This window comes from Aurantimonas litoralis (assembly GCF_026153195.1).
Lineage (GTDB): Bacteria > Pseudomonadota > Alphaproteobacteria > Rhizobiales > Rhizobiaceae > Aurantimonas > Aurantimonas coralicida.
In genome coordinates this window covers 117,170-144,020 of sequence record NZ_JAPFBM010000007.1, presented here as the reverse complement: position 1 = coordinate 144,020, position 26,851 = coordinate 117,170, and the positions used below count along the sequence as shown (strand labels likewise).

At 67.1% G+C, this 26,851-nt stretch carries 24 protein-coding genes; 11 read left to right on the top strand and 13 right to left on the bottom strand.

The genetic code is table 11. From position 1 onward, the window contains the following. The first annotated feature begins 58 nt into the window (after positions 1–58). A complete protein-coding gene (locus tag N7I30_RS15245; RefSeq protein ID WP_024350689.1) occupies positions 59–1,525 on the top strand; it encodes an aspartate kinase in 1,467 nt (488 codons plus the stop codon). Positions 1,526–1,674: 149 nt separating this feature from the next. Here N7I30_RS15245 and N7I30_RS15240 read toward each other — a convergent pair whose 3' ends face one another. After that, positions 1,675–2,898, bottom strand: coding sequence for a PQQ-dependent sugar dehydrogenase (locus N7I30_RS15240; RefSeq protein WP_475363722.1), 1,224 nt, complete (start codon positions 2,896–2,898; stop codon positions 1,675–1,677). A 186-nt stretch (positions 2,899–3,084) separates the two neighbouring features. Continuing rightward, positions 3,085–3,396: an ArsR/SmtB family transcription factor gene (locus N7I30_RS15235; RefSeq protein WP_475363716.1), complete on the bottom strand. Its 312-nt coding sequence runs from the start codon at positions 3,394–3,396 to the stop codon at positions 3,085–3,087. Positions 3,397–3,576: 180 nt separating this feature from the next. On the opposite strand from N7I30_RS15235, the gene N7I30_RS15230 reads away from it, so the two are divergent. The 6 genes from N7I30_RS15230 to N7I30_RS15205 all read left to right on the top strand — a co-directional run bounded on the left by N7I30_RS15230 (position 3,577) and on the right by N7I30_RS15205 (position 7,317). After that, the gene (locus N7I30_RS15230; RefSeq protein WP_024350686.1) at positions 3,577–4,470 is read left to right on the top strand and encodes an MBL fold metallo-hydrolase; all 894 of its coding nucleotides are present in this window, start codon (positions 3,577–3,579) and stop codon (positions 4,468–4,470) included. 11 nt (positions 4,471–4,481) lie between these two features. Further along, entirely contained in the window at positions 4,482–4,859 is a 378-nt protein-coding gene (locus tag N7I30_RS15225; RefSeq protein ID WP_024350685.1) for a rhodanese-like domain-containing protein, read from the top strand. A gap of 102 nt (positions 4,860–4,961) precedes the next feature. Next, positions 4,962–5,750: a sulfite exporter TauE/SafE family protein gene (locus N7I30_RS15220; protein WP_475363715.1), complete on the top strand. Its 789-nt coding sequence runs from the start codon at positions 4,962–4,964 to the stop codon at positions 5,748–5,750. 43 nt (positions 5,751–5,793) lie between these two features. Continuing rightward, positions 5,794–6,228: a YeeE/YedE family protein gene (locus N7I30_RS15215; protein ID WP_498639969.1), complete on the top strand. Its 435-nt coding sequence runs from the start codon at positions 5,794–5,796 to the stop codon at positions 6,226–6,228. Positions 6,229–6,239: 11 nt separating this feature from the next. Further along, the gene (locus N7I30_RS15210; RefSeq protein ID WP_498639967.1) at positions 6,240–6,665 is read left to right on the top strand and encodes a DUF6691 family protein; all 426 of its coding nucleotides are present in this window, start codon (positions 6,240–6,242) and stop codon (positions 6,663–6,665) included. A gap of 223 nt (positions 6,666–6,888) precedes the next feature. Beyond that, on the top strand, positions 6,889–7,317 hold the full coding sequence (locus N7I30_RS15205) for an HD domain-containing protein (RefSeq protein WP_498639965.1): 429 nt from the start codon (positions 6,889–6,891) through the stop codon (positions 7,315–7,317). Between the two features lie 54 nt (positions 7,318–7,371). On the opposite strand, the gene N7I30_RS15200 is transcribed toward N7I30_RS15205, so the two are convergent. Both N7I30_RS15200 and pcsA read right to left on the bottom strand, forming a co-directional pair. Beyond that, a complete protein-coding gene (locus N7I30_RS15200) occupies positions 7,372–8,346 on the bottom strand; it encodes a quinone oxidoreductase family protein (RefSeq protein WP_498639963.1) in 975 nt (324 codons plus the stop codon). A gap of 23 nt (positions 8,347–8,369) precedes the next feature. Beyond that, a complete protein-coding gene (gene pcsA, locus N7I30_RS15195) occupies positions 8,370–9,083 on the bottom strand; it encodes a phosphatidylcholine synthase (RefSeq protein ID WP_188077707.1) in 714 nt (237 codons plus the stop codon). 159 nt (positions 9,084–9,242) lie between these two features. On the opposite strand from pcsA, the gene N7I30_RS15190 reads away from it, so the two are divergent. Next, on the top strand, positions 9,243–10,451 hold the full coding sequence (locus N7I30_RS15190) for a UbiH/UbiF family hydroxylase (RefSeq protein WP_498639960.1): 1,209 nt from the start codon (positions 9,243–9,245) through the stop codon (positions 10,449–10,451). Here the strand turns inward: N7I30_RS15190 and N7I30_RS15185 are convergent. Next, positions 10,416–11,381, bottom strand: a complete 966-nt coding sequence (locus tag N7I30_RS15185; RefSeq protein ID WP_228240553.1) for an AEC family transporter — start codon at positions 11,379–11,381, stop codon at positions 10,416–10,418. The two genes, N7I30_RS15190 and N7I30_RS15185, sit on opposite strands and share 36 nt — an antisense overlap. Before the next feature lie 122 nt (positions 11,382–11,503). On the opposite strand from N7I30_RS15185, the gene hspQ reads away from it, so the two are divergent. Then, on the top strand, positions 11,504–11,827 hold the full coding sequence (gene hspQ / locus N7I30_RS15180; protein WP_009209558.1) for a heat shock protein HspQ: 324 nt from the start codon (positions 11,504–11,506) through the stop codon (positions 11,825–11,827). A gap of 113 nt (positions 11,828–11,940) precedes the next feature. Here the strand turns inward: hspQ and N7I30_RS15175 are convergent, their stop codons facing one another. Further along, positions 11,941–12,621, bottom strand: coding sequence for an invasion associated locus B family protein (locus N7I30_RS15175; RefSeq protein ID WP_228240552.1), 681 nt, complete (start codon positions 12,619–12,621; stop codon positions 11,941–11,943). Between the two features lie 187 nt (positions 12,622–12,808). On the opposite strand from N7I30_RS15175, the gene N7I30_RS15170 reads away from it, so the two are divergent. Further along, entirely contained in the window at positions 12,809–14,656 is a 1,848-nt protein-coding gene (locus N7I30_RS15170; RefSeq protein WP_498639957.1) for an extracellular solute-binding protein, read from the top strand. 44 nt (positions 14,657–14,700) lie between these two features. Here the strand turns inward: N7I30_RS15170 and N7I30_RS15165 are convergent, their stop codons facing one another. The 3 genes from N7I30_RS15165 to N7I30_RS15155 form a co-directional block, all read right to left on the bottom strand. Next, a complete protein-coding gene (locus N7I30_RS15165) occupies positions 14,701–15,456 on the bottom strand; it encodes a hypothetical protein (RefSeq protein ID WP_498639955.1) in 756 nt (251 codons plus the stop codon). Positions 15,457–15,553: 97 nt separating this feature from the next. Continuing rightward, positions 15,554–19,060, bottom strand: coding sequence for a transcription-repair coupling factor (mfd, locus tag N7I30_RS15160; RefSeq protein ID WP_498639954.1), 3,507 nt, complete (start codon positions 19,058–19,060; stop codon positions 15,554–15,556). Then, positions 19,057–19,353: an FAD assembly factor SdhE gene (locus tag N7I30_RS15155; protein WP_491390953.1), complete on the bottom strand. Its 297-nt coding sequence runs from the start codon at positions 19,351–19,353 to the stop codon at positions 19,057–19,059. Before N7I30_RS15155 ends, mfd begins: the two co-directional genes overlap by 4 nt. Positions 19,354–19,447: 94 nt before the next feature. Here N7I30_RS15155 and recG point away from each other — a divergent pair, with 94 nt between their 5' ends. Further along, the gene (recG, locus tag N7I30_RS15150; protein WP_498639951.1) at positions 19,448–21,550 is read left to right on the top strand and encodes an ATP-dependent DNA helicase RecG; all 2,103 of its coding nucleotides are present in this window, start codon (positions 19,448–19,450) and stop codon (positions 21,548–21,550) included. Between the two features lie 24 nt (positions 21,551–21,574). Here the strand turns inward: recG and N7I30_RS15145 are convergent, their stop codons facing one another. The 4 genes from N7I30_RS15145 to N7I30_RS15130 all read right to left on the bottom strand — a co-directional run bounded on the left by N7I30_RS15145 (position 21,575) and on the right by N7I30_RS15130 (position 26,654). After that, positions 21,575–22,285 (bottom strand): DUF502 domain-containing protein, encoded by a 711-nt coding sequence (locus N7I30_RS15145; RefSeq protein ID WP_498639949.1) that lies wholly within the window; start codon positions 22,283–22,285, stop codon positions 21,575–21,577. Between the two features lie 128 nt (positions 22,286–22,413). Next, positions 22,414–24,240 (bottom strand): glutamine--fructose-6-phosphate transaminase (isomerizing), encoded by a 1,827-nt coding sequence (gene glmS, locus N7I30_RS15140; RefSeq protein ID WP_024350669.1) that lies wholly within the window; start codon positions 24,238–24,240, stop codon positions 22,414–22,416. 129 nt (positions 24,241–24,369) lie between these two features. Further along, the gene (gene glmU / locus N7I30_RS15135) at positions 24,370–25,743 is read right to left on the bottom strand and encodes a bifunctional UDP-N-acetylglucosamine diphosphorylase/glucosamine-1-phosphate N-acetyltransferase GlmU (RefSeq protein ID WP_498639947.1); all 1,374 of its coding nucleotides are present in this window, start codon (positions 25,741–25,743) and stop codon (positions 24,370–24,372) included. Between the two features lie 155 nt (positions 25,744–25,898). Next, a complete protein-coding gene (locus N7I30_RS15130; RefSeq protein ID WP_029703131.1) occupies positions 25,899–26,654 on the bottom strand; it encodes a cytochrome c biogenesis CcdA family protein in 756 nt (251 codons plus the stop codon). Positions 26,655–26,851: the final 197 nt, after the last annotated feature.

Sequence of the window (26,851 nt, the reverse complement as noted above, 5' to 3'; positions counted from 1 at the left end):
GGCCAAAGGCCCGTCCCACCCGGCACACGCATCCCAGGCATTGCCCGGAGAGAGACCCATGACCAACCATACAGTCGAGAAAATCGGCGGAACATCCATGCTCCGGCATGAGGAATTGCTGGAGAACGTCCTGATCGGCAGCCGCAAGGGTGACGATCTCTACAACCGGATCTTCGTCGTCTCCGCCTATGGCGGCATTACCGACAAGCTGCTCGAGCACAAGAAGACTGGCGAGCCGGGCGTGCACGCGCTGTTCGCCAGCACCGATTCCGAATGGGCCTGGGGCGACGCCCTCACCGCCGTCGGCCGCGACATGCAGGCGATCAACGCCAAGGTCCTCGACGACACCGGCGACCGCCGGGCCGCGGACGATTTCGTGCGCGAGCGGATCGAGGGGGTCCGCAGCTGCCTGATCGACCTGAGCCGTCTCTGCTCCTTCGGCCAGTTCCGTCTCGAAGAACACCTGATGACCGTCCGCGAGATGGTCTCGGCGCTCGGCGAGGCCCATTCGGCGATGGTCACAGCGCTCCTCCTGCGCAATCGCGGCGTCAATGCCCGCTTCGTCGACCTGACGGGCTGGCGCGATGACAGCCAGCCGTCGCTCGACGAACGCATCTGCACGGCGCTCGAAGATGTCGATTTCGCCACCGAGATGCCGATCCTGCCGGGCTATGCCCAGTGCAAGGAGTCGCTGGTGAAGAGCCACGACCGCGGCTACACCGAGGTGACCTTCGCCCGCGTGGCGGCGCTGACCGAGGCGCGCGAGGCGGTGATCCACAAGGAGTTCCACCTCTGCAGTGCCGATCCGAAGACGGTCGGCCTCGACAAGGTCCGCGTCATCGGCCGCACCAATTACGATGTCGCCGACCAGCTCTCCAACATGGGCATGGAGGCGATCCATCCCCGTGCAGCCAAGGGCCTGCGCCAGGCCGGCATCCCGCTGCGCGTTCGCAATGCCTTCCGGCCGCAGGATTCGGGCACGCTGATCCTCGACGAGCGCGGCGCGCCGAAGCCGCGGGTCGACATGATCGCCGGCCTGCGTGGTGTCTTCGCCCTGCAGTTCTTCGAGCAGGACATGGTCGGCGTGAAGGGCTACGACGCGGCGATCCTGGAGGTGCTGACGCGCCACAAGATGCGGATCGTCACCAAGACCTGCAACGCCAACACGATCACTCATTTCATCGATGGTTCGATGAAGTCGCTGAAGCGCGTCGAGCGCGATCTGGCCGAGCGCTTCCCGGCCTCGGAGATCGAGATCGAGCGCGTCGCCATCGTCTCGGTGATCGGCCGCAACCTGACGGCGCCGGGTCTGACCCTGCGCGCTCTGCAGGCCCTGTCGGAGGCGGGCATCGCGCCGCTCGGCATGCAGGATCTGACGCGCCGCGTTGATTTGCAGTTCGTCATCGACGACAAGGACTATGACGGCACGCTGCGCACGCTGCACGCCGCCCTGGTGGAGAGCGACATCGAGGCGATGGGGCAGGATGCCCCCGGCTCCGAGACCGCCCTGCGGGACGCCGCCTGAGCGATCTGTCCGGCCGACGCGTCGGCCGATGACATCATCAGACATGAAACGGGCCGCTTCCTACGGAGGCGGCCCGTTTCGCGTCTGGCAGTCAGTTCTGCATAGGCGGGACGAGGCACGCCGGCGCCCCGTCCCGTGTGCCGACTGGCTCAGCCGCCCTCGCCGGCGGTCAGCCGCAGGATCGAGCTGGAGCCGCCACGGCGGGTCTCGGTGACCGCGTAGACGGCACCATCCGGTCCCACCTTCACGTCACGGATACGGGCGTCGAGCGGAACCCGCGCCTCGGTCGCCACCCGGCCTTCCTCGATCTGCAGCACGACGAGGCCCTGGCTCACCAGACCGCCGATCAGGAGAGCGCCCTGCCATTCGGGGAATTCGTCGCCCTGATACTGCGCCATGCCGGATGGGCCGATCACCGGGTCCCAGTAATAGACCGGCTGCTCCATGCCATCCTGCGCGGTGATGCCCTCGCCGATCGGGGCGCCGCTGTAGTCGATGCCGTAGGTGATGACCGGCCAGCCGTAATTGAGTCCCTGCTCCGGCCGGTTCAGTTCGTCGCCGCCCTTCGGACCGTGTTCCACCGTCCAGAGCTGGCCCGCATCGTCGACCACCGCCGATTGCAGATTGCGGTGGCCATAGGACCAGATCTCCGGCAGCGCGTCGGCCGCATCGACGAACGGGCTGCCGTCGGCGGGCGAGCCGTCCGGGCGGATGCGGAAGATCTTGCCGAGACCTGAGGTGACATCCTGCGCCTGATCGCGGATCGGCGTGTCGGAGCGCTCGCCGACGGTGACGAAGAGGTCGCCATTCGGGGCGAAGGCGAGGCGCGAACCGAAATGCTTGGTACCGGCATAGCCCGGCGTTTGCCGGAAGATCACCCGGACATTCTCGAGCGTGCCCGAATTCGCGTCGTCGGTGCGCAGTTCGGCCGCCGCCACGCTGGTGCCGTTCACCCCGCCATCGCGTGGTTCGGAGAAGGAGAAGAAGATCGTCCGGCTTTCGGCGAAGTCGGGCGCCAGTGCGATATCGAGGAGGCCGCCCTGCCCGCGCGCATCGACATCCGGCACGCCGGCCAGTGCCTCGCCGACCGTACCGTCGGTGCTGACGATATGCATCGCGCCGTCCTTGGCCGCGACGAGCATCCGGCCATCGGCCAGGAATTCCATCGACCACAGCTTCGGCAGATCGTCGGCGACGACTTCCGTCGTCACCGCGACGTCGGTTGCCGGCTGGGGCGCCCGGGTCTGACCCTCGAAGGCCGGCGACTGGTCAGCGCCATGCGGCGCCCCGGTCGCCACCGGTGGGCGCGTGGCGGCATCGCCGCTGGCGGACGAGTCGCTGCTTTGCGCCAGCGCCTGCCCCCCGGAGAGCATGGTGGTGGCGGCGAGAACGATTGCGAAATGGCGCATGAAAACCTCCGATACTGACAGGAGGCCGCGCTGCCGCGGCCCGTTGCCGGAGGAACTGGACCTCTCGGCAAGGCCTGCAACCATCGCGATCGGCGAATGATATGAACGTGATGACGTTAGATCCGGCGCGCCGGGACGCGGGCGTCGCTGTCAGCGCGCCTGGTCGAGCTCGGGTGCGCAGAAGACGCGGTACATCGCCTCCATGATCGCGCGGGTCTCGTCATTCGCCAACGAATAGAAGATCGTCTGGGCTTCCCGCCGCGTGGTGACGAGCCCGCCCGTGCGCAGCCGGGCCAGATGCTGCGACAGCGCCGACTGGCTCAGCCCGGCCTCCTGCCCGAGCGCCCCGACCGAGGCTTCGCCTTCCGCCAGGCGGCACAGGATGCGCAGCCGATGCGGGTTCGCCATCAGCGACAGCATGGCGGCGACGTCCGCGGCCTTCTCGTCGAGCGCCCGCGCCATCGGCGAACGCCCGTCCGGAATCTCAATATTAGGCTTGTCTAATTTAGGCATGGCGCATATATACACCGGCAACGGCGAAACCCAAAGCGATTTGCCTCATTTCAATACGGTCGGGCACGGCCCGTACGGCCATCGCCCCGTGCCACGGCCCAACCACAAGACGCTAGAGGAGACGTCCGCATGTTGACCCGACACAGCCCATCTCGCGGCGCAGGCTCCCCGGACATCTGGGGATTCTACGAAGAAGACACGGGCTCCGTTCAGTATGTCTGTGCCGATCCGGCGACGCGCAAGGCCGCCCTGATCGATGTCGTGCTGAACTTCAATCCTGCCGAGGCCCGCACGTCGACCGAGAGCGCCGACGAGATCCTCGCCCATGTCGCGCGGGAGGGCCTCGAGATCGAGTGGATTCTCGACACCCATCCCCACGCCGACCACATGATGGCTTCCGCCTATCTGAAGGAAAAGCTCGGCGCGCCGACCGCCATCGGCAGCAAGGTCATCGAGATCGCCGAGTTGTGGCGCGGCCTCTACAATCTGCCGGAGGCCTTCGACCCCGCCCGCGACTTCGACCGGCTTTGGAATGACGGCGATACCTTTACCATCGGCAACATCGACGTCCGCGTGATGCTGTCCCCCGGCCATACGCTGGGCTCGATCACCTATGTCGTCGGCGACGCAGCTTTCGTCCACGACACGCTGATGTATCCCGACATGGGATCGAGCCGCGCCGACTTCCCCGGCGGATCGTCCCGCACGCTGTGGGCCAGCATCCGCGAGATCCTGTCGCTGCCCGGCGACACGCGCCTCTTTGTCGGCCACGACTATGGCACCGACTCCCGCGACGAGATCCAGTGGGAAGCGACGGTGGACGAGCACCGCCGCGACAACGCCCATGTCAGTGATGGCACGAGCGAAGCCGAATTTGTCGAGACACGCGACACGCGCGATGCCACGCTCGATCTGCCCGACCGGATGCTGCACGCCCTGCAGGTCAATCTGCGCGGCGGACGCCTGCCGCCGGCCGAGAGCGACGGCAACCATTATTTCAAGATTCCGGCCAACCGTTTCTGAGGAGCCCCGTGATGCACAAGACCATGCAGGACTATGTCGCCGACGCGAAGGCCGCCACCGGAACGATCGCGCCGACCGAGGCCCATGCCTCTGGCGGGGTGATCCTCGACGTGCGTGAGGCCCACGAACTGGCCGAGAGCGGTGAGATCGCCGACGCTGTTCATATCCCGCGCGGCTTTCTGGAAGCCAAGGCCGATCCGACGGCGCAGAGCGCCCATCCGCCGCTGACCAGGGCCCATGGTGGCGAGACGCCGGTCTACGTGCTCTGCGCGTCCGGCGCCCGCGCCGCGCTTGCCGCCAAGACGCTGACCGAGATGGGCTACGAGGCCAAGCCGATCGAGGGTGGGCTGAAGTCCTGGTGCGATTGCGGCCTGCCGCTCAAGGACTGAGCGAACGCCGGCCAGGTCCGCCGGACGGATGAACGTCCGGCGGGCCCATCATCACCGCCCGCCAGCGCCTGCGCGGCCCCCGCGCCCATCGAGTCCTTCGAAATGACCCTCACCCTCGTCCAGTATCTCCTCGGCGCCTTCTCCGGCTCGTTGGTCGGGCTGTCGCTCGGGCTGTTCGGCGGTGGCGGGTCGATCCTCGCGGTCCCCCTGATGGTCTATCTCGTCGGCGTGCCCGGCGCCCATATGGCGATCGGAACCAGCGCCTTCGCCGTCGCGGCGAACGCTGCCGGCAATCTCGTCACCCATGCCCGGCTCGGCCATGTGAAATGGCGCTGCGCCTTCGTCTACAGCGCGGCTGGCGTCGTCGGGGCGCTCGCCGGATCGACCCTCGGCAAGCTGATCGATGGCGAGCAGCTGCTCTTCGCCTTCGCCCTTCTGATGATCGGGGTCGGCGTCATGATGTTCCGCCACCGCGGCCATGGCGGCGACCACGACATCGAGTGCAACCGGCAGAACGCACCCAAGGTTGTCGGCTATGGCGCTGGAACGGGAGCGTTTTCCGGCTTCTTCGGGATCGGCGGCGGCTTCCTGATCGTGCCCAGCCTCGTCGCCGCGACGGGCATGACGATGCTGAACGCCATCGGCACGTCGCTTGTCGCGATCACCGCCTTCGGACTGACGACGGCGCTGAATTACGCCCTGTCCGGCTATGTCGACTGGCCGCTGGCGCTGGTCTTCATTGCGGGAGGCCTCGCCGGCGGCGTCGCCGGCGCCTACATCGCGCGCTGGCTATCCGGCCGCAAAGGGGCGCTCGATATCGCCTTCGCCGGCCTCATCATGCTGGTCGCCATCTACATGCTGGTGAAGAGCGGGCTGGCCTTTCTCGGCTGACCGCCCGCCAGCCCCCACACCACCCAACCTGAGGAGCCGATCCGTGCCGCTCGAGACCATCACCCCCTATACGCCCTTCGCGTCGCTTGCCGGCGGCGTCCTGATCGGCCTGTCCGCCGTGATGGTCATGGCGCTGTTCGGACGCATCGCCGGCATTGCCGGGATCACCGCAGGGGCGCTTCCCGGTCGCCGGGAGGACTGGATCTGGCGGCTGGCCTTCATTCTCGGCCTCGTCGCCGCCCCCCTGCTCGTCTTCGTGGTCAGCGGGGAAGCCGTCGCCCAGACCGTGCCGTCGAGCCTCGTCGCCATGGGCATTGCCGGCCTCCTGGTCGGCTACGGCACCGTCACCGGTTCGGGCTGCACCAGCGGCCACGGCGTCTGCGGGCTGGCCCGCCTGTCGGGCCGCTCGCTGGTCGCCGTCGCCACCTTCATGGCCTTCGCTGCCGGGACGGTCTTCGTCCTGCGTCACCTCGTTTGAGGAGGATCATCATGCGCCCTCTCTTCGGCTTTCTCGCAGGCCTGCTCTTCGGCGTCGGCCTCATCGTCGCCGGCATGTCCGACCCGGCCAAGGTCCTGAACTTCCTCGATGTCGCGGGCACCTGGGATCCGAGCCTCGCCTTCGTCATGGGCGGCGCCGCGCTGACGACTTTCATCGGCTACCGGATCGTCCTGCCGCGCGGCCACCCGTATCTCCTTTCGGAGTTCCAGCTTCCGACACGAAGCGACATCGATCGCAATCTCGTCGTCGGAGCGGCGATCTTCGGCATCGGCTGGGGCATCGGCGGTTTCTGTCCGGGTCCGGCCTGGACCGCATTGTTCCTCGGCGCGCCGGGGACGCTGGTCTTCCTGCCGATGATGCTGGCCGGCATGGTCATCGCGACGCTCGTCGCGAACCGGCGGAACGCCCGGCACTGAGGAGGGAACCATAGTCGGCTACAAAAAGGCGGGCCCGGCGAAGGATCGGAATCGGTTCACGTGCATTGGTCAGATATCGGCGGCACGTTCTCCCTCCCAAATCTTCCCGCGCCGCTGATTGCAGTAAGGCAGTTGGAAGGGGTCCTCCCCCCTTTCCAACTGCCTTTTTCTTTGCAGCAACGAGACCTGCCGCATCCCAGCGGCCGTCGTGAAGAGTGTACCCATGGCAACGATCGAGCGGGCCCGCGCCATTGCCGAGAGTGCCCATGCCGGGCAGGTCGACAAGGCCGGCGCCGATTACATCACCCATCCACTCCGGGTCTGTGACGCGGTCATTGGCGAGGACGCCAAGATCGTCGCTGTCCTCCACGACGTCGTGGAGGACAGCGACTGGACTCTGGAGGGGCTGCGCGAGGAAGGGTTTTCGGACGCCGTCGTGGATGCCGTCGACGCCCTCACCCATCGCGCAGATGAGGATTATTTCGACGCCGTCCGGCGCGCCCGGGACAATGATCTGGCGCGCATCGTCAAGCTGGCAGATCTGGCTGACAATTCCGACCGGACCCGGCTGGGCGCGGTGACCGAAGACGACGAACGCCGCCTCAGGAAATATGCCAAGGCCCGCGCCATCATTCTCGGCGACGCAGCCTGATGTCGCGAGCCCTTCCGCCGGCCTGAACCGACCGGCGGAAAGGCACTGCGCCCGTCACATCGTCAGGATGGTCGCGCCGGTGGTCTTGCGCGCTTCCAGATCGCGATGCGCCTGGGCGGCTTCGGCGACCGGATAGGTCTGGCCGACGGTGATCTTCACCGCACCCGATCCCACCACGTCGAACAGCGCCTTGGCCGAGGCGTCGAGCTCGTCGCGGCTGGTGTTGTAGCCGAACAGGCTCGGGCGCGTGGCGAAGAGCGAGCCTTTCTGGTTCAGGATCCCGATGTCGAACGGCGGCACGTTGCCCGAGGACTGGCCGAAGCTCACCCACAGGCCGCGCGCCTTCAGGCAGTCGAGGCTGGCGGGGAACGTGTCCTTGCCGACGGAATCATAGACCACGTCGCATTTGCGGCCGTCGGTGATCTCGCGGACCTTCGCGACGAAATCGGCGTCGCGGTAGTTGATGACGTGATCGTAGCCGTTCTGCAGCGCCAGTTCGCATTTCTCCGGCGACCCGGCCGTGCCGATCACCGTCGCGCCCAGATGCTTGGCCCACTGGCCGGCGATCAGGCCCACCCCGCCTGCGGCGGCATGGAACAGCAGCACCGTGTCCGGTCCGACCTTGAACGTCCGGCGCAGGAGATATTCCGCCGTCATGCCCTTCAGCATGATCGCCGCGGCGGTGTGGTCGTCGATCGTGTCGGGGATCTTCACGGCCTTGTCCGCGGCGACCACCACCTCTTCGGCATAGCTGCCGGCAACGCCGTTATAGGCGATGCGGTCGCCGACCTTGAACCGGTCCGTGCCGGCCCCGACGGCGGTGACGACGCCGGCGCCTTCCTTGCCGAGAGCGAAGGGCATCTGCGGCGCCTTGTAGACGCCGGTCCGGAAATAGACGTCGATGAAGTTGACGCCCGCGGCCGTCTGCCGGACCCGGACCTCGCCTTCACCCGGCTGGCCGGGATCGTGCTCCTCCCACTTCATCACGTCCGGTCCGCCCACCTCGTGGACCATGATCGCCTTGCTCATCCCTGTCTCCCTGATGCGTTCGCTCAGCGGCGTCTGCGATCCAGAAGCTGGACGACGCCGCCGATGGCGAACAGATAGAGGCCGCTGAGCACAAGTCCCCAGCGCACCCAGTCCGGACTGTCGAAATTGTTGAACAGGGCGATCAGGCCCAGCACCGACCAGACCGCGAAGATCGACAGATTGACGAGACGCAGCCGCACGACCCGCACCGGATGCAGGAACTGGATGGGCAGGAATGTCGCCACGGTACACAGGACGACGAAGCCGAAGGCGACCGCCTGGCTCGGCTGCACCGCGAAGAAGGTGAAGACCACCATGTTCCACGCGACGGGGAAGCCGCGGAAATAATTGGCCTTCGTCTTCATGCGCGTGTCGGCGTAGTAGATCGCGCTGGAGATCACGATCAGCGCGGCTGCGACGCCCGACCACGGCTCGCCGATCAGCCCGGACAGATAGAGCCCGACGGCGGGGATCATCACGAAGGTCGCATAGTCGATGACCGCGTCCAGCACGTCGCCGGACCAGTTCGGCAGGATCCGCTTGATCTCGATCTTGCGCGCCATTGGCCCGTCGATGCCGTCGACGAACAGCGCCAGGCCCAGCCAGCCGAACATGGCCACCCAGCGCCCTTCCCCGGCGGCGATCAGCGACATGAACGCCAGGAAGGCGCCGCTGGCGGTCAGGAGATGCACGCCGAAAGCGCGCCACTTGTCGATATTTCTGACTGCGTCTGCCATCAAATGTCCGGATCGATTCGTCGCATGGCGGCGTGCCGCAGCACGCGGCCATTGTCATCCGCTGTAACGGGCGTATGTGCGAATTCCAAGCGAAACGAACGACAACGGCCTCGATCGGCGGTTTTTGGCCGCATCTGGCACCGGATCTGGACCGCAGGCATGGAACGTAGAGAAATAGCCGTCATCGGCGGCGGACTGGCCGGCACCGCCACCGCGCTCGCGCTGGCAAAAGCCGGCTTCGACACGGTGCTGGTCGCGCCGGATGCGCCGGCGGACCGGCGCAGCACGGCGCTGATCGGCCGCTCGGTCGCCTTCCTGTCCGATCTCGGAATCTTCGAGGCGCTGGGCAGCAAGGCCGAGCCGCTCGCCGTGATGCGCCTGATCGACGACACCCGCAGGCTGCTGCGGGCGCCGACCGTGGAGTTCCGCGCCAGCGAGATTGGTCTGTCGGCCTTCGGCTACAACGTGCTCAACAGCGATCTCTTGGCCGCGTTGCAGGCACAGGCGGCCGACGCGCCGCAACTCGAGCGCCGCGACACGGCCGCGCGCAGCTACCGCATCGAGGGCGAGCGCGCCGTCGTCGAACTGGCCGACGGCGGCAGCCTGGCCGTCGATCTCGTCGTTGCCGCCGATGGCCGTCGCTCGCCGATGCGCGAGGCTGCCGGCATCGGCCTGCGCGAATGGTCCTACCCGCAGAGCGCCATCGTCCTGAATTTCGGCCACCGGATCGACCATCGGTCGATCTCGACGGAGTTCCATACCCGCTCCGGCCCGTTCACCCAGGTGCCGCTGCCGGGCCGGCACTCGTCGCTCGTCTGGGTGGAAGAGCCGAAGCTCGCCGAGCTCTACGCCGAACTTGCGCCCGACAAGCTCTCGCGGATGATCGAGGACCGGATGCAGTCGATCCTCGGCGAGGTCACGGTGGAGGAGCCGATCCAGCGCTTTCCGCTCTCAGGCGCCTCGGTGGACCGCTTCACCGGCGACCGGCTGGCCCTGGTCGGCGAAGCCGCCCATGTGTTTCCGCCGATCGGCGCGCAGGGGCTCAATCTCGGGCTGCGCGATTGCGAGGACATCGTGCGCCTCGCCTGCGAGAGCCGCGACGATCCCGGCGCACGGGTCACGCTTCTGCGCTACGACGCATCGCGGCGCTCGGACGTGCGCTCGCGCACCATCGGCGTCGATCTTCTCAACCGCTCGCTGCTGGCCGATTTCCTGCCCAGCCAGATGGCGCGCTCGGTCGGGCTCGGCGCCATGCGCGCCCTGCCGCTCCTGCGCCAGTTCGCCATGCGCGAGGGTCTCAGCCCCGGCGCCGGCCTGACCGGCATCCCCCGCTCACTGCGGGAACGGATCGGTCGGCACGAGACCTGAGGACAGCAGGAACAGCAGCAGCGTTACCGTCCCGACCGACAGGACGGTGGTGACGAGCACCGTGGCCGAGGCGCGCTCGACCCAGACCCCGTATTGCTGCGCCATGACGAAGACGTTGGTGGCGGTCGGCAGGCAGGCGAGAAGGATCGCGGTCTGCACCCAGATCGGGTCGAAATCTCCGAAGACGCCCAACAGGAGCCAGGCGACCACCGGCTGCACCAGGAGCTTCATCGGCACGATCGTGCTCAGTTCCATGGGAACGCGCTTCAGCGGACGCAGCGCCAAGGTGACGCCCATGGCGAACAGCGCGCAGGGCGCGGCGGCATTGGCCAGAAGCTCCAGCAGCCGCTCGATCGGCTCGGGCGGGCGAAACTGCACGATGGCCGCCGCAACGCCGACGATCGTCGCCAGGATGAACGGGTGGGTGAAGATCTTCACGAGCACCTCCCGCGCCACGACACTGGTCGGCCGGCTGCGGTCGCCGCCGACCGCCATCATCAGCGGCGCCATGACGAAATGCAGGATGTTGTCGAAGCAGAAGATCAGCGCCACCGGCACGGCGGCGGCGGGACCGAAGGCGGCCATCGCAATTCCCGGCCCCATATAGCCGATATTGCCATAGGCGCCCGCCAGCCCCTGGATGGTGGCGACCGGGATGTCGGCGCGGGACCGCACCAGCGCCAGGACGAAGCCGACGACGAAGATGACGAAGGTCGCGAGGGTCGTCGCAGCGATGAAGCCGACGCTGGCCAGTTTCTCGACAGGCGTCCGTGCGAGAAGCTGGAAGAACAGCGCCGGCAGCGCAATGTAGATGACGAAGACGTTCAGCCAGGCGAGGCCTTCGAGCGGCCTGTCGACGATTCGTCCCGCCCCGAAGCCGAGGCCGATCAGGACGAAGAATGGCGAGATGAGCCCGATGATCTCGATCACGGTCTCGGCCTGGCAGTGAAACTGGAAAACATGCGGGGACGTTCGTCTCGACCGGACCTGCGCGCTTGCGCTGCACCGGTCAGATTGGCTATTTCCCGTGCCTTAAGGGAGACTTCACGTCTATGCAAACTGCTCGCTTCTTTATCGGACAGGTCGTCAAGCACCGCGTATTTCCGTTTCGCGGCGTGATCTTCGACGTCGATCCGGAATTCGACAACAGCGACGAGTGGTATGAATCCATTCCCGCCGACGTGCGCCCGCGCAAGGACCAGCCCTTCTATCATCTGTTCGCGGAGAACGCCGAGAGCGAATATATCGCCTATGTCTCGGAGCAGAACCTGCTGCCCGACGAGAGCGGCACCCCGGTGCGGCATCCGCAGATCAGCGAATTGTTCGACGGCCCTGTCGACGGCGCCTATCAGCTGAAGGGCGCCCACCGGAACTGACGCCCGCCGGGCCGGCTGTCCGGACCATCCGGCAGCGGCGCCGACACTGAGATCAAACGCAAGACGGCGGCCCGAGGGCCGCCGTCTGCATGTCTGGCGAAGTCGCGAGAGCCTTACTGGGCGGCGGCGCCGCTCTTGGCGGCGTTCTGCGCTTCCTCGAACTTCTTGCGGCGCTCCTCGGCCTGCTTCTGCAGGGCCTCGTTGAGCTCCTGCTGGCGCTGGGCCAGTTCCGGCTGGGCCTTCGGCGCGCCGTCATAGGCGTCCGTGAAGCCCGACAGCGTGATCGGAACCGGATTGGCCTGACGCTGGAAGTTGATCGAGGTGACGTTCATCTGCTTGCCGGCCTTCATCGAGGCGACCATCGCATCGGTCAGCTCGGCCTCGGCGATGCAGCGGTCCTGGAAGCAGACCGAATAGTTCAGCGTCTGCGGCGCCTTGTCGTCGACCTTCACCTGCACGCCGGCGGGGATCACCCGGCCGGTCGGGACCACGGCCTGGAGAACTTTCTGGTTCACCTTGCCCTTGACGTTGATCAGGTTGACGGCAGTGATCAGCTGCCGCGTGTCGGCGATCAGCGTGTACTGAGTGTTGCAGATCTCGTTCTCGCCCTGGGTCGAGCAGACCTTGAACCATTCGGCGGGTACGGCTTGCGGACGCTGCCCGGCAGCGGGGGCGGCCCCCGAAGGAGCAGCGGTTTGGGCGATCGCGCCGGATACGCCGGCGCCGAGCGTCGCAAATCCGAGCAGCCCGGCGGCGAGCATCCCGGTGGTGGCGTTCATCAGACGGTGCGTCACAGGCCTCAATTCCTTTCGGCATGAATGGTGCGGAAACATGCGTTCCTTAACGAGGCCCGACCTCTTTCGCAAATACGGCAGTTTGAAGACTCCCGGCCGAATGAGCCGCGCGTCCCGCCGGTAGGCAAGCTGATGGTTTCCCGCTAGAATCGCGGCCCTACAGAACTTCAGGAGTCGATCGAACCGTATGCGGATCATTTCTGCCGCCACAGGCCTCAGCGCGCTTCTCGCCCCGTTCTGCATCGCGGTCGCGCTCGGCGCCGCGTCACCGGCCGTTGCCGAACCGGCCCATGCCATCGCCATGCAGGGTGATCCGGCCTTGCCGGCGGATTTCGAGCATCTGCCCTACGCCAATCCGGACGCGCCGCAGGGCGGGACCATGCGCTACGGCGTCTTCGGCACCTTCGACAATCTGAACCCCGTCATCGTGCGCGGCGCGCTGACCACGGCCCGCGGCCTCTGGTTCGACAAGCAGTTCGGCAATCTCGTCTTCGAGCCGCTGATGCAGCGCTCGATGGACGAGCCCTTCACCATGTACGGCCTTCTGGCCGAGACCGTCGAAACCGACGATGCGCGCAGCTTCGTCGAGTTCCAGCTCAATCCCGAAGCGACCTTCTCGGACGGCAAACCCGTGCGCCCGGAAGACGTTCTCTTCACCGTGGAGATGCTGCGTGAGCACGGCCGCCCGATGTACGCCAACTGGCTGCGCCCGGCGGTCGAGATCGAGAAGATCGGTGAAAACGGCGTCCGCTTCACCTTCGACGACACGGCCGACCGCGAGACGCCGATGCTGATCTCGGGCCTGCCGGTCCTGCCCGAACACGCCTTCGACCGCGACACCTTCGAGCAGACGACGCTGGAACCGGTGATCGGCTCCGGCCCCTATGTGATCGACACGGTCGAGCCGGGCCAGCGTATCGTCTATCGCAAGAACCCCGACTATTGGGGCAAGGACCTGCCGGTGAAGCAGGGCTTCGACAATTACGAGACCATCGCGATCGAGTATTTCCGCGACGCCAACGCCCAGTTCGAGGCCTTCAAGAAGGGCCTGTCCCACGTCTATATCGAGGGCGACCCGAACCATTGGCGCACCGCCTATGACTTCCCGGCGGTGACGAGGGGCGACGTGGTGCTGGAGAGCTTCACCTCCGGCGCCCCCTCCAACATGCTCGGCTTCGTCTTCAACACCCGCCGCGACGTCTTTGCCGACCGCGCGGTCCGCAAGGGCTTGTCGATGCTGTTCGATTTCGAATGGGCAAACCACAACCTCTTCTACGACGCCTATGCGCGCACCGGCAGCTTCTTCCAGAATTCGGAACTGTCCAGCTTCGGCAGGCCTGCCTCCGACGAGGAGCGGACGCTTCTCGGGGACCATGTCGACGCGGTCGATCCGGAGGTCCTGGACGGCAGCTACGCGCCGATGCAGACCGATGGCAGCGGCAGCGACCGGAAGGCCCTGCAGGCGGCTGTGTCGGCCCTGCGCGATGCCGGCTACCAGTTCGAGGGGCGCTCGCTGATCGGCCCTGACGGCAAGCCCCTCGCCTTCGAGATCCTCGTCCAGTCGTCGGAACAGGAGCGCATCGCCCTGGCCTACAAGCGGTCTCTCGACCGGGTCGGCATCCAGGCCACCATCCGGCAGGTGGACGATGCCCAGTATCAGGCGCGCAAGAACGCCTATGACTACGACATGATCCTCGCCACCTATTCGGCGTCGCTCTCGCCCGGTGCCGAACAGGTCTATCGCTGGGGGTCGGTGTCGCGCGATCTTCCCGGCACGTTCAACTATGCCGGCGCCGCCGATCCGGCGCTCGACACCATGATCGGCGAGATCGTCGCGGCGCGCTCGCGCGAGGATTTCGTAACGGCGGTGCGGGCCTACGACCGGCTGCTGATCTCGGGCTATTACGTCCTGCCGCTCTTCCACCTGCCGGAGCAATGGCTGGCGCGCTGGAAGTTCATCCAGCATCCCGAGACGACACCGCTCTACGGCTATCAGCTGCCGGCCTTCTGGCGCGATCCGGCCAGCGTCGAATAGCGACACCGGCTGTCGATCGAGGCAGCCGGCAGAGCGTCAAGCGATCAGCGGGGCGCCGTCTCGGTCGCCTTGTCGTCCGTCGCGGCCTCTGCGTTGCCGGCCTCCGCAGCCGGCGGCTGGTCGGGACCCTCCGGCAGCGCCGGCGGGGTATCCAGCTCCGCCAGCGGGTCCGCGGCGACCGGCGCTGTCGTGGCCGCAGCCGCCGGCCGCGTCGGGCCGAAGGGCGCCACGACCTCGCTGACCGGCACCGCGAGGTTCATCGGAAGCAGCCGGCCGACCTTGGCCGACAGCCCCATCATCGTCTTCGACAGGAACCGGCCGATCCGCCCCTCCGGCGTGCAGACGAGGGTCTCCAGGCTGCCGTCCCCGGCCCGTTCGCCGGTACAGGCGACCGCATCCGCCAGCCGCACGTCCTTCGGCTCGAGCCCGATGAATTCCAGGACGGCACCGTTGCTGCCCGGCTGACAGCCCATCTCGAAATCGAGCCGCACCTCGGTCGGCGTCGAGGCAAACCGCGTCACGGCGTGGCGGCTCTGGTTCCAGCGCAGATTGGTGTCGATGGGGATGAAGCTGGGGATCGGAAAGCCGACGAGCGCCGAAACGACCCTCAGATCGAATGCCAGCGACGTACAGATGCCGGCCTCGTTGAGGCGGCCCTCGATGGTCCGCAGCGTCACCGCGTCGGCGTCGACCATTTCCGCCCGCACCGGCAGGGCGCCGGAGACGGCGACCACCATGACGGCGGATGCCAGAAGGCGGATCGGCCGCAGCCGGGGTGATGAGGCGGGGAAGCGAGACATGGCCCGCTTGAAGGACAGTCTCGCGGCAAAATTGTGAGTGGCTTCTCCAGCGGCGAGACAGCCGCTGGAGATGTGCAGGACCCTGGGAAGACCGCCCTCAGGCGGCCTGCTTCTGCCCCTCTTCGGCAAAACGCGCGAGCTGGGTGGCGATGGTCGCCGCCCCGTTCAGCCGCTTCTCCGGTGTCGGCCAGTCGCGGATCAGCACCACCGACTGGTCGGCGCGGATCTTGGCCGAGGCGCCCTGCTCCGAAATGTAGCGCACCAGCGCGCCCGGATTGGGGAAGCTCTTGTCGCGGAAGGTGACCACCAGGCCCTTCGGCCCGGAATCGAGCTTCTCGATATTCGCCTTGCGGCACAGCGACTTGATGAAGACCACCTTCAGCAGATGCTCCACCTCGGTCGGCATCGGCCCGAAGCGGTCGATCATCTCGGCGCCGAAGGCGTCGATCTCGCGGGCGTCCGAGAGATCGGCGATGCGCCGGTACAGCGTCATGCGAAGCTGCAGGTCCGGGACGTAGCTCTCGGGGATCATCACCGATGTGCCCAGGGCGATCTGCGGCGACCACTGGCCATCGCCGGCGCTCTCCTCCCCCTTCATCTCGGCCACCGCCTCTTCCAGCATCTGCTGGTATAACTCGAAGCCGACCTCCTTGACGTGGCCGGACTGCTCGTCGCCGAGGATGTTACCGGCGCCGCGCTGGTCGAGGTCGTGGGACGCGAGCTGGAAGCCCGCCCCGAGCGTGTCGAGCGACTGCAGCACCTTCAGACGACGGTCGGCGCCCTTGGTCGGCGTCTTGTTCGCCGGGATCGTCAGGAGCGCATAGGCGCGGACCTTGGACCGGCCGACGCGGCCGCGCAGCTGATAGAGCTGCGACAGGCCGAACATGTCGGCGCGGTGGACGATCATCGTGTTGGCCGACGGGATGTCGAGGCCCGATTCGACGATCGTCGTCGACAGCAGCACGTCGTACTGGCCCTCGTAGAAGGCGTTCATGATGTCGTCGAGTTCGGTCGCCGCCATCTGGCCGTGCGCCACGGCCACCTTCAGCTCCGGCACTTCGGCATCGAGGAATGCCTTCACGTCGGCAAGGTCGGACACCCGTGGGCAGACATAGAAGCTCTGGCCACCGCGATAGCGCTCGCGCAGCAGGGTTTCGCGCACCACCAGCGGATCGAAGGGCGACACGAAGGTACGAACCGCCATGCGGTCGACCGGCGCCGTGGTGATCAGCGACAATTCCCGCACGCCGGTCAGCGCCAGCTGCAGGGTGCGCGGGATCGGCGTTGCCGACAGGGTCAGGACGTGGACGTCCGACTTCAGCTCCTTCAGCCGCTCCTTGTGCTTGACGCCGAAATGCTGCTCCTCGTCGATGATCAGCAGGCCGAGATTCTTGAAGTCCACCGCCTTGCCAAGCAGCGCATGGGTGCCGACGACGATGTCGACGGTTCCGTCGGTCAGCCCCTTCTTGGTCTGCGAGAGCTCTTTCGACGAGACCAGCCGCGAGGCCTGCGCGACGTTCAGCGGCAGGCCGCGGAAGCGCTCGGAGAAGGTCTTGTAGTGCTGGCGCGCCAGCAGCGTCGTCGGCACCACCACGGCCACCTGCAGGCCGTTCATCGCGCCGATGAAGGCCGAGCGCAGCGCCACCTCGGTCTTGCCGAAGCCGACATCGCCGCAGATCAGCCGGTCCATCGGCCGGCCCGCTGCCAGATCGTCGGCGACCGCGTCGATGGCGTTGAGCTGGTCCTCGGTCTCCTCATAGGGGAAACGCGCGGCAAACTCGTCCCAGAGCCCTTCCGGCGGCAGCAACCGCGGGGCCCCGCGCATCTGGCGGGCCGCCGCGATGCGGATCAGGCCGTCGGCCATCTCCAGAAGCTGCTTCTTCAGCTTGGCCTTGCGGGCCTGCCAGGCGCCGCCGCCCAACTTGTCCAGCATTGCCTCGGAGCCTTCGCCGCCATAGCGCGACAGAAGCTCGATATTCTCGACCGGCAGGAACAGGCGGTCGTCGCCCTGGTAGCGCAGCTCCAGGCAATCGTGTGGCGCGCCGGCCGCCTCGATCGTCTTCAGCCCGACGAAGCGGCCGATGCCGTGATCGACATGAACGACGATATCCCCCTCGTCGAGGCCCGAGGCCTCGGCGATGAAATTGGCGGCGCGCTTCTTGCGGCCACGGCGCACCAGGCGGTCGCCCAGGATGTCCTGCTCGCCGACAATGGCGAGATCGGGCGTCTCGAACCCGGCCTCGACGCCCAGCACCGCCGTCATGACGAGATTCTTCGGCGCCTCGTTGACCTTCTTCAGGCTGTCGGCGGCCTTGATGTTCTCCAGCCCGTGCTCTTCGACGACCTGGGTCAGGCGCTCGCGCGACCCTTCGGTCCACGCCGCCAGCACGACACGCTTGCCGCCGGCGCGCAGCCGTCCGATGTGGTCGACCGCCGCCTGGAAGACGTTGACGTCGCCGCTGGCGCGCTCGGCTGCGAAGCTGCGGCCACGGGTGATGTCGATGTTGAACACGGCGTGGTTCGCCGCATCGCTCGCCGCATAGGCCGACAGGCGGATCGGGTCGCTGCTGGCGATGCCGCCCGCCAGCTCGTCCTGCGACAGATAGAGATCGTCCGGCTCGACCGGATTGTAGGGCACGGCTTCGGCGCTGGATTCGCCGGCACCGCGCTTGCGGGCGTCGTAATGGTCCTCGATCGTCGTGCGTCGTTCGGCCACCGATTCCAGCGTCAGATGGTCGAGGACCATCGGGAACCCGGCGCAATAGTCGAACAGCGTGTCGAGTTTCTCGTAGAACAGCGGCAGCCAGTGCTCCATGCCGGAGAAGCGCTTGCCCTCGCTGATCGAGGAGTACAGCGCATCCGAGCGCAGCGGCGCACCGAAGCGCTTGACGTAATTGCCGCGAAACCGGCTGATCGTCTCCTCGCGCAGCGTGACCTCGGAGACCGGCGCCAGCTCGAAGCTCTTGAGCTGCCGGATGGTGCGCTGGCTGGCCGGATCGAAGGCGCGGATCGTCTCCAGCGTGTCGCCGAAGAAGTCGAGCCGCACCGGCTCTTCCTCGCCGGGCGCGAACAGGTCGAGGATACCGCCGCGCACGGCAAATTCGCCGCGTTCACGCACGGTCGCCACCCGCTCGAAGCCGCCCCGCTGCAGGGCGCGGACAATGTCCTCCATGGCAATACCATGGCCGGCCTTGGCGGCGATCATTTCCTCGGCCAGCACATCCGCCGGCGGCATCTTCTGCAGCAGCGCGTTGGCCGTCGTCAGGATCAGCGCCCGGTGCGGCGCCAGGCGCAGCGCATTGATCGCCGTCATCGCCGACAGGCGCCGCGCGGCCGCGTCGCCCGACGGGCCCACGCGGTCATAGGGCAGGCAGTCCCAGGCCGGCAGGGTCAGGACCGGCAGGTCCGGCGCAACGAAGCGCAGCGCGTCTTCCAGTGCGGCGACGCGGTTGCCGTCACGCATGACGAAGACGACAGGCGTCTTGCCGCCGCGCAGGCGCACGATGTCAGCGAGGAGGAACGCCTCGTAGCCGTCGATGACGTTGCCGATCTCGACACCGGCACCCTTCTCGATCGCCTTCTTCAGCGACGGAGGCAGGCTCATGGCCGATCCTCCCAGCCGGTGCTGTAGAAGTCGCGGATGCGGCGGAACACCGGCGTGTCATGATTCGGCGGCGTCGGCGCTTCGCCGGTCAGCCACTGGAACAGGTCGCGATCCGGCGCTTCCATCAGCTGCTCGTACTCGGTGAGCTCGTCATCGGTGAGCTTGTCGATCTCGGCATCCGCGAACCGGCCGAGCACAAGGTCCATCTCGCGGATGCCCCGATGCCACGAGCGGAACAACGCCTTGCGGCGGCGGACATCGAGATCGCTCGAGGAGCGCTGCATACCAGTCATGGCAAACCCGTTTTGTGAATTCGGCCTCTATATAGGGAGCGTTCGGGCCTGTCAGCCTTGCCATCGGCATCCATGCGGCTAAACCTGCCGCCCGATGCGCCCTTCGATCCTCGATCCGCTGTTTGCCGCCGTCACCACGCTGGAAGGCGTGGGACCGAAAGTCGCGGCCCAGTTGCAGACCCTGCTCGTCGGCAATGGCGCCGAGGTGCGGGTGCGCGATCTCCTGTTCCATCTGCCGAGCGGGCTGATCGACCGACGCAAGCGCGCCGAGATCGCCACCGCCCCCGAGGGCGGCATCGTCACCCTGACGGTCCGCATCGACCGACACCAGGCACCGGGCCGCGGGCAGAAATCGGTGCCCTACCGCGTCTTTGCCCAGGACGAGACCGGCGAGATCGCCCTCACCTATTTCCGCGGCCAGTCGGCGTGGCTGGAAAAGCTGCTGCCGGTCGGCGAGACGATGATCGTCTCCGGCCGGGTCGAGTGGTTCAACGGCCGCCCGTCCATGGTCCACCCCGATTTCGTCGCCAGCCTCGAGGAAGCCGAGACCCTGTCGCTGGTCGAGCCGGTCTATCCGATGACTGCCGGGCTCTCGCCTAAGCTGCTGCGCAAGGCGATCGCCCAGACGCTGGACAAGCTGCCGGCGCTCGAGGAATGGATCGATCCGGCGGTCGTCGCCCGCGAGGCCTATCCGGACATCGGCAGCGCGCTCCGGCGCCTGCACGATCCGGATGACGAGACCGACATCGCCCAGGCGGGACCGGCCTGGTCGCGCCTTGCCTATGACGAATATCTCGCCAGCCAGCTGGCCCTCGCCTTGTCGCGCCAGCGCATGAAGAAGGCCCGCGGACGGCCGCTCGTCGGGACCGGGCGGATGGCCGGCCTTCTGCGCGCGGCCCTGCCCTTCACGCTCACGGAGGGGCAGGAAGCGGCGATCGCCGAGATCCACACCGACATGGCCGCGCCGGACCGCATGCTGCGGCTGCTGCAGGGCGATGTCGGTTCCGGCAAGACCGTCGTCGCGCTGATGGCGATGGCCGCCGCGGCCGAAGCCGGCGCCCAGTCGGCCCTGCTCGCCCCGACGGAGATCCTTGCCCGCCAGCATCACGACGGCCTGTCGAAGCTCTGCGAGGCGGCCGGGCTGTCGATCGTGCTCCTGACCGGCCGCGACACCGGCCGGGCCCGTGCCGCCAAGCTCGCGGCCATCGCCGCCGGCGAGGTGCAAATCGTCGTCGGCACCCATGCGCTCTTCCAGGAAGGCGTCGACTATGCCGATCTCGGTCTCGTGGTCGTCGACGAGCAGCACCGCTTCGGCGTCCACCAGCGCCTCAGCCTCACCGCCAAGGGACGCGGCGCCGACCTCCTGGTGATGACCGCCACGCCGATCCCGCGCACCCTCGTTCTCGCGGCCTTCGGCGACATGGATGTCTCGCGGCTCAGCGGCAAGCCAGCGGGCCGCAAGCCGATCACCACCGTCGCCGTGCCGATGGAGCGCCTTTCCGACATCGTCGGCCGGGCCGGCAGCGCCATGGATGCGGGTGAACGGCTCTACTGGGTCTGTCCGCTGGTGGAGGAATCGGAAAAGAGCGACCTGATGGCGGCGGAGGAGCGCTTCCGCCAGCTCCAGGCGCATTTCGGTGACCGGATCGGCCTCGTCCATGGCCGCATGAGCGGCGAGGAGAAGGACGCCGCCATGGCCGACTTCAAGGCCGGGCGCACCCAACTCGTCGTCGCGACCACGGTCATCGAGGTCGGGGTGGATGTGCCGGACGCCACCATCATCGTCATCGAGCATGCCGAACGCTTCGGCCTTTCGCAGCTCCACCAGCTGCGCGGCCGCGTCGGGCGCGGGTCGAAGGCCTCGTCCTGCGTGCTTCTCTACCGGGCCCCGCTCGGTGAGACCGCCAGCGCCCGGATCAAGGTCATGCGCGAGACCGAAGACGGCTTCCGCATCGCCGAGGAGGATCTGAAGCTGCGCGGCGAAGGCGACCTGCTTGGCACCCAGCAATCCGGCATGCCGTATTTCCGCATCGCCTCGATGGAACACCATTCCCGGCTGATGGAGGTCGCTCGCGACGATGCGCGGATGATCCTCACCCGCGACCCGGAGCTGACCTCGCCGCGCGGCGAGGCGCTGCGGTCGCTGCTTTATCTGTTCGGCAAGGACGAGGCGATCCGGCTGCTGCGCTCCGGCTGAGGCCGAAAGCGATCCGCGTCCGCGTCAGTCGACGGGTTCGGCCTGGCGGTCGACCGGGGCCGGCTCGGCCCGCACCAGCCGCGACGCCTCGGCCACCGTCATCGGCTTGCCGCGCACCGCGCCGCCCTCTTCGGGCGAGACGAGGCCCGCCGACACGACCAGTTTCAGCGCCGCCTCGATGCTCATGTTGAGAATGCGGACGTCGGCCCTGGGCACGTAGAGCAGGAAGCCCGAGGTCGGGTTGGGCGTCGGTGGCAGGAAGATGGCCAGCATCTCCTCGCCCTGATCGGACAGAACGGTCTTGATCTCGCCGGTCGCCGTCGTTGCCACGAAGACGATCGCCCACATGCCCTTGCGCGGATATTCGACCAGCCCGGCAGTCTTGAAGGACGAGGACCGGTCGGCCAGCACCGTCTCGAAAATCTGCTTCAGGGCGGTGTAGACCGTGCGCACCAGCGGCATCCGGCCGAGCAGATGCTCGCTCCAGTTCACCAGGGTCCGGCCGATGATGTTGGCGGTCAGAAACCCGATCGCGGTGATCAGGAACAGCGCCACCAGAAGCCCGAAGCCGGGGATGGCGAAGGGCAGATAGGCGTCAGGCGTATATTGCGTCGGGATATAGGGTTTCACCCAGCCATCCACCCAGCCCATGAAGGACCAAGTGATCCAGGCGGTGATCGCAAGCGGCGCGCAGACGATGAAGCCGGTCAGGAAATAGGTTCGAAGCCGCGTCATGGCCGTTGTCTGCTCCAGCGCCGCTGCGGCGCACCATCAAAGGCCTGCGCCTCGCTCAATCGAGACTCACTTGCCCCCATCGCGAATGCAAGGCAACTCTTTTCGCAGGTGCGAAGAGTGCCGAACCGTCACTCCACGGTGACCGACTTCGCCAGGTTGCGCGGCTGGTCGACATCCGTGCCCATCTGGATCGCCGTGTGATAGGCGAGCAGCTGCAGCGGGATGGCGTAGACGATCGGCGTCAGGATCTCCGGCATGTCTGGCAGGACGATCATCTGAGCACCCTCCACAGCGCCGCTCGCCGCGCCGGACGCATCGGTGATCAGGATGATCTCGCCGCCGCGGGCCGCCACTTCCTGCACGTTGGAGATGGTCTTCTCGAAGCTGCGGTCGTGCGGCGCCACGACGACGACCGGCATGGTCTCGTCGATCAGCGCGATCGGACCGTGCTTCAGTTCGCCTGCTGCATAACCTTCCGCGTGGATGTAACTGATTTCCTTGAGCTTCAACGCGCCTTCCAGCGCGAGCGGATAGGAGAAGCCGCGGCCGAGGAACAACGCATGCGACTTGGTCGCCATGTCCCGCGCCAGCCGCTCGATCGTCTCCTCCAGACGGATCGCCTCGTTGGCGAGCCGCGGCGCCTCGGTCAGCGTGCGGGTCAGCTCCAGCTCGCGCTCGGGGGTGATCACGCCGCGATCGACGCCGGCCCGAATTGCCAGCGCGGCCAGTGCCATAAGCTGGCATGTGAAGGCTTTGGTCGAAGCCACGCCGATCTCCGGCCCGGCCAGCGTCGGCAACACAAAGTCCGATTCGCGCGCGATGGTCGATTCCTGGACGTTGACGATCGCGGCGGTCTTCAGCCCCTGCGACTTGGCGTAGCGCAGCGAGGCCAGCGTGTCGGCGGTCTCGCCGGACTGCGAGACGAACAGGGCCAGATCGACATCGCCCAGCGGGCTTTCGCGGTAGCGGAACTCGGACGCCACATCGAGATCGCAGGGAATGCCGGCGAAGCGCTCGAAATAATAGCGGCCGACGAGCGCGGCGTAGAATCCCGTGCCGCAGGCCGACAGCGCGATGCGGCGGATCTTCGAGAAGTCGAGATCCTGGCCGTCGGGGATCCGTGTGCGCCCGCTCGACATGTCCACGAAGGCACCGAGCGTGTGCGACAGCACCTCCGGCTGCTCGTAGATTTCCTTCTGCATGAAATGCCGGTGGTTGCCCTTGTCGACATAGAAGGCCTTGCCGACCGACTTGCGGATCGGCCGCGTCACCGGGCGCCCGTCCTCGTCGAAGATCGAGACGCTGTCATGGGTCAGGACGGCGAAGTCGCCCTCTTCCAGATAGCGAATGTCGTCGGTGAAGGGCGACAGCGCGATGGCATCGGAGCCGAGATACATCTCGCCCTTGCCCTCGCCGATCGCCAGCGGGCTGCCGCGCCGGGCGCAGATCAGAAGGTCCTCGTTACCGTTGAACAGGAAGCCCAGCGAGAAGGCGCCTTCCAGGCGCTGCAGCACGGTGTGGACGGCGTCCTTGGGCGACTGGCCGCGCTCCAGCTCGCGCGTCACCAGATGGGCGACCGTCTCCGTGTCGGTCTGGCTTTCGAAGACGATGCCCTCGGCTTCCAGCTCGGTGCGCAGCTCGCGGTAGTTCTCGATGATGCCGTTGTGGACGATCGCCAGCCGCGGCGTCGCATGCGGATGGGCATTGGCCTCTGTCGCCGCGCCATGGGTCGCCCAACGGGTGTGGCCGATGCCGATCGTGCCCTTCAGCGGATGGTCGGCGAGCCGTGCCGCGAGGTTGACCAGCTTGCCCTCGGCGCGCAGCCGCGTCAGCGCCCCGTCTTCCAGTGTGGCGACGCCGGCGGAGTCATAGCCGCGATATTCGAGCCGCTTCAGCGCGTCGACGAGACGGTCGGCCACCTGTTCGCGGCTGATGATGCCGATGATTCCGCACATGGACTGGTTCCCGGATTGGCTGGATGAGGCGGTGGAAATGGGAGCCCGGAGGGCGGGCTACGCAGCGCAACCTAGACGAAATGTGGCGCTGCGGTGATTCACGAATGGTATCGCGAGATTACGAAGCTATCAGACCTTGCCGGCGGCCTTTGCCGCCTTTGCCGCCTTTGCTGCCTTGTTGCGCTCGGTGATCTCGCGGCCGCGGCCGAGCTTGGTCACCTGGCGTTCGCGGGCGATGGCCAGGGCCCCGTCCGGCACGTCGTCGGTGACGACGCTGCCGGTGCCCACATAGGCGCCCTCGCCGATGCGCACCGGTGCGACTAGCGCCGAGTTCGACCCGATGAAGGAGCCGGCGCCGATCTCGGTCCGGTGCTTCAGTGCGCCGTCGTAATTGCAGGTGATGGTGCCGGCGCCGATATTGGCCGCCGCGCCGACGCTGGTGTCGCCGATATAGCTGAGGTGGTTGACCTTGGCGCCCACGCCGATCTCGGCGTTCTTGACCTCGCAGAAATTGCCGACCTTGGCGTCCTGCGCCAGGTCCGCACCCGGCCGCAGCCGGGTGAAGGGCCCGACCGAGGCATCGGGGCCGACATGACACCCTTCCAGATGGCTGAAGGCATGGATGGTCGCGCCGGCCTCGACCCGGACGCCCGGACCGAAAACCACCTGCGGCTCGACGAAGACGTCGGGTTCCAGCTCCGTGTCGTGGCTGAAGAAAACGCTTCCCGGGTCCTGGAGGGTCACGCCGGAGAGCATCACCTGCCGCCGCCGCGCGCCCTGCCACAGGGCCTCGACCTGCGCCAGCTCCTCGCGGGTGTTGACGCCGAGCACCTCGCTGGCGTCGGCCTCGATGGCGCGGACACGGCGCCCCGCCGTGCGGGCGATCGCGACGAGATCGGTCAGGTAATATTCGCCCTTGGCATTGGCGTTGCCGATCGCGTCGAGCATGGCCAGCGCATTGTCGCCGCGAAACGCCATGGCGCCGGCGTTGCAGAAGCCGACCCGACGCTCCTCGGCATCGGCGTCCTTCTCCTCGCGAATGGCGACCAGTTCGCCCTCCGCCTCGATCAGTCTTCCGTAGCCGGTGGGGTCGGCCGGACGGAAGCCGACGACGCAGATATCGGCCCCGTCGGCCAGCGTCGCGCGGGCTAGCGCCAGCGTGTCGGCGCCGATCAGCGGCGTGTCGCCGAAAAGAACGAGGATGTCATCGAAACCCTTTTCCAGTGCCTCGCGGGCCGCCAGGACGGCATGGCCGGTGCCCAGCCGCTCGGTCTGCTCATGGGCGGCGACGCTCGCAATCTCGCGGCGCGCCGCATCGGCGACGCTCGTCCCGTCCCGCCCGACGACCAGCGCGACATCGTCGGAACCGGCCGCGCGGGCGGCGCGCACCACGTGACGGATCATCTCCAGGCCCGCCACCTTGTGCAGAACCTTGGATTTCGACGACCGCATCCGCGTGCCTTCACCGGCGGCCAGAATAATCGACAGGCAGCGTCTCGCCATCTTGCACTCGCGTTCTTCGCGTGAATCTCGCAGCACGCCTTAGCACGGGGACCGCCGCGCGTTCAGGGGGAACGTTGCGGCAAGGTAAAGCGCGGCACGAGGATGCCTACCGGCGACGCATCGCGACGCAGCGGAGGCGATCGAGCGCTAAGCCGCTAGCCGATGGTCTGCAGCGCCGGGAAGGTTTCCAGCAGCCAGAACGACATGGTCTGCATGCCGCCGGTCAGGAACAGGAGGCCGGTGACGACGAGCAGGCCGCCCATCGCCTTCTCCACGGTCGCCAGATGCGCCCGAAACCCGTGCATCCAGCGGAAGAAGGCGCCGGAAAAGGCGGCGGCCAGGATGAACGGGATGCCGAGGCCAGCCGAATAGAAGCCCAGCATCAGGGCGCCCTCGCCCACCGTGTTCTTGGCGCCCGCCAGTCCGAGAATCGCGCCGAGCACCGGACCGATGCAGGGCGTCCAGCCGAAGGCGAAGGCGAGGCCCATCAGATAGGCGCCGAGAATGCTGCGCGGCTTGTCGGGTGCGCTGATCCGCGCCTCGCGCGACAGGAAGGACAGCCGGAAAACACCGAGGAAGTTCAGTCCCATGACGATGATCGCCACGCCGGCGACCATGCCGAGCCAGTCGAGATTCTGCCGCAGCAACTGGCCGATCGTGCTGGCGCCGGCCCCGAGCATGATGAAGACGGTCGAGAAGCCGAGGACGAAGGTCACCGAGGTCGCAATCAGCCGGCCATAGCTGGTCGTTCCCATCTGACGGCCGGCCCGCAGCTCGTCGGCCGAGACGCCGGCCATGTAGCAGAGATAGGGCGGCACCAGCGGCAGGACGCAGGGCGACAGGAAGGACAGCGCGCCGGCGAAGACCGCGGTCGGATAGGAAAGTTCGGCGAACAAGGGACCTGCCTTCATTGCGGGAGACGTTCGGCGAGGGCGGCCAGTGCGCCCATATGCTCGGCGCGCAGGCTGCAACTTGGTGGCGCCGCCCTGTCCCTTCGGGCGGACGACAACGCCGCCGCCTTCTAGGCGTCCCGCCCGCCTGCGGCAAATCGCAAAACCGTCAGTGACAGGTCAGAAAGACGGTTGACCGTGAGGGGGCGCCTTTCTAT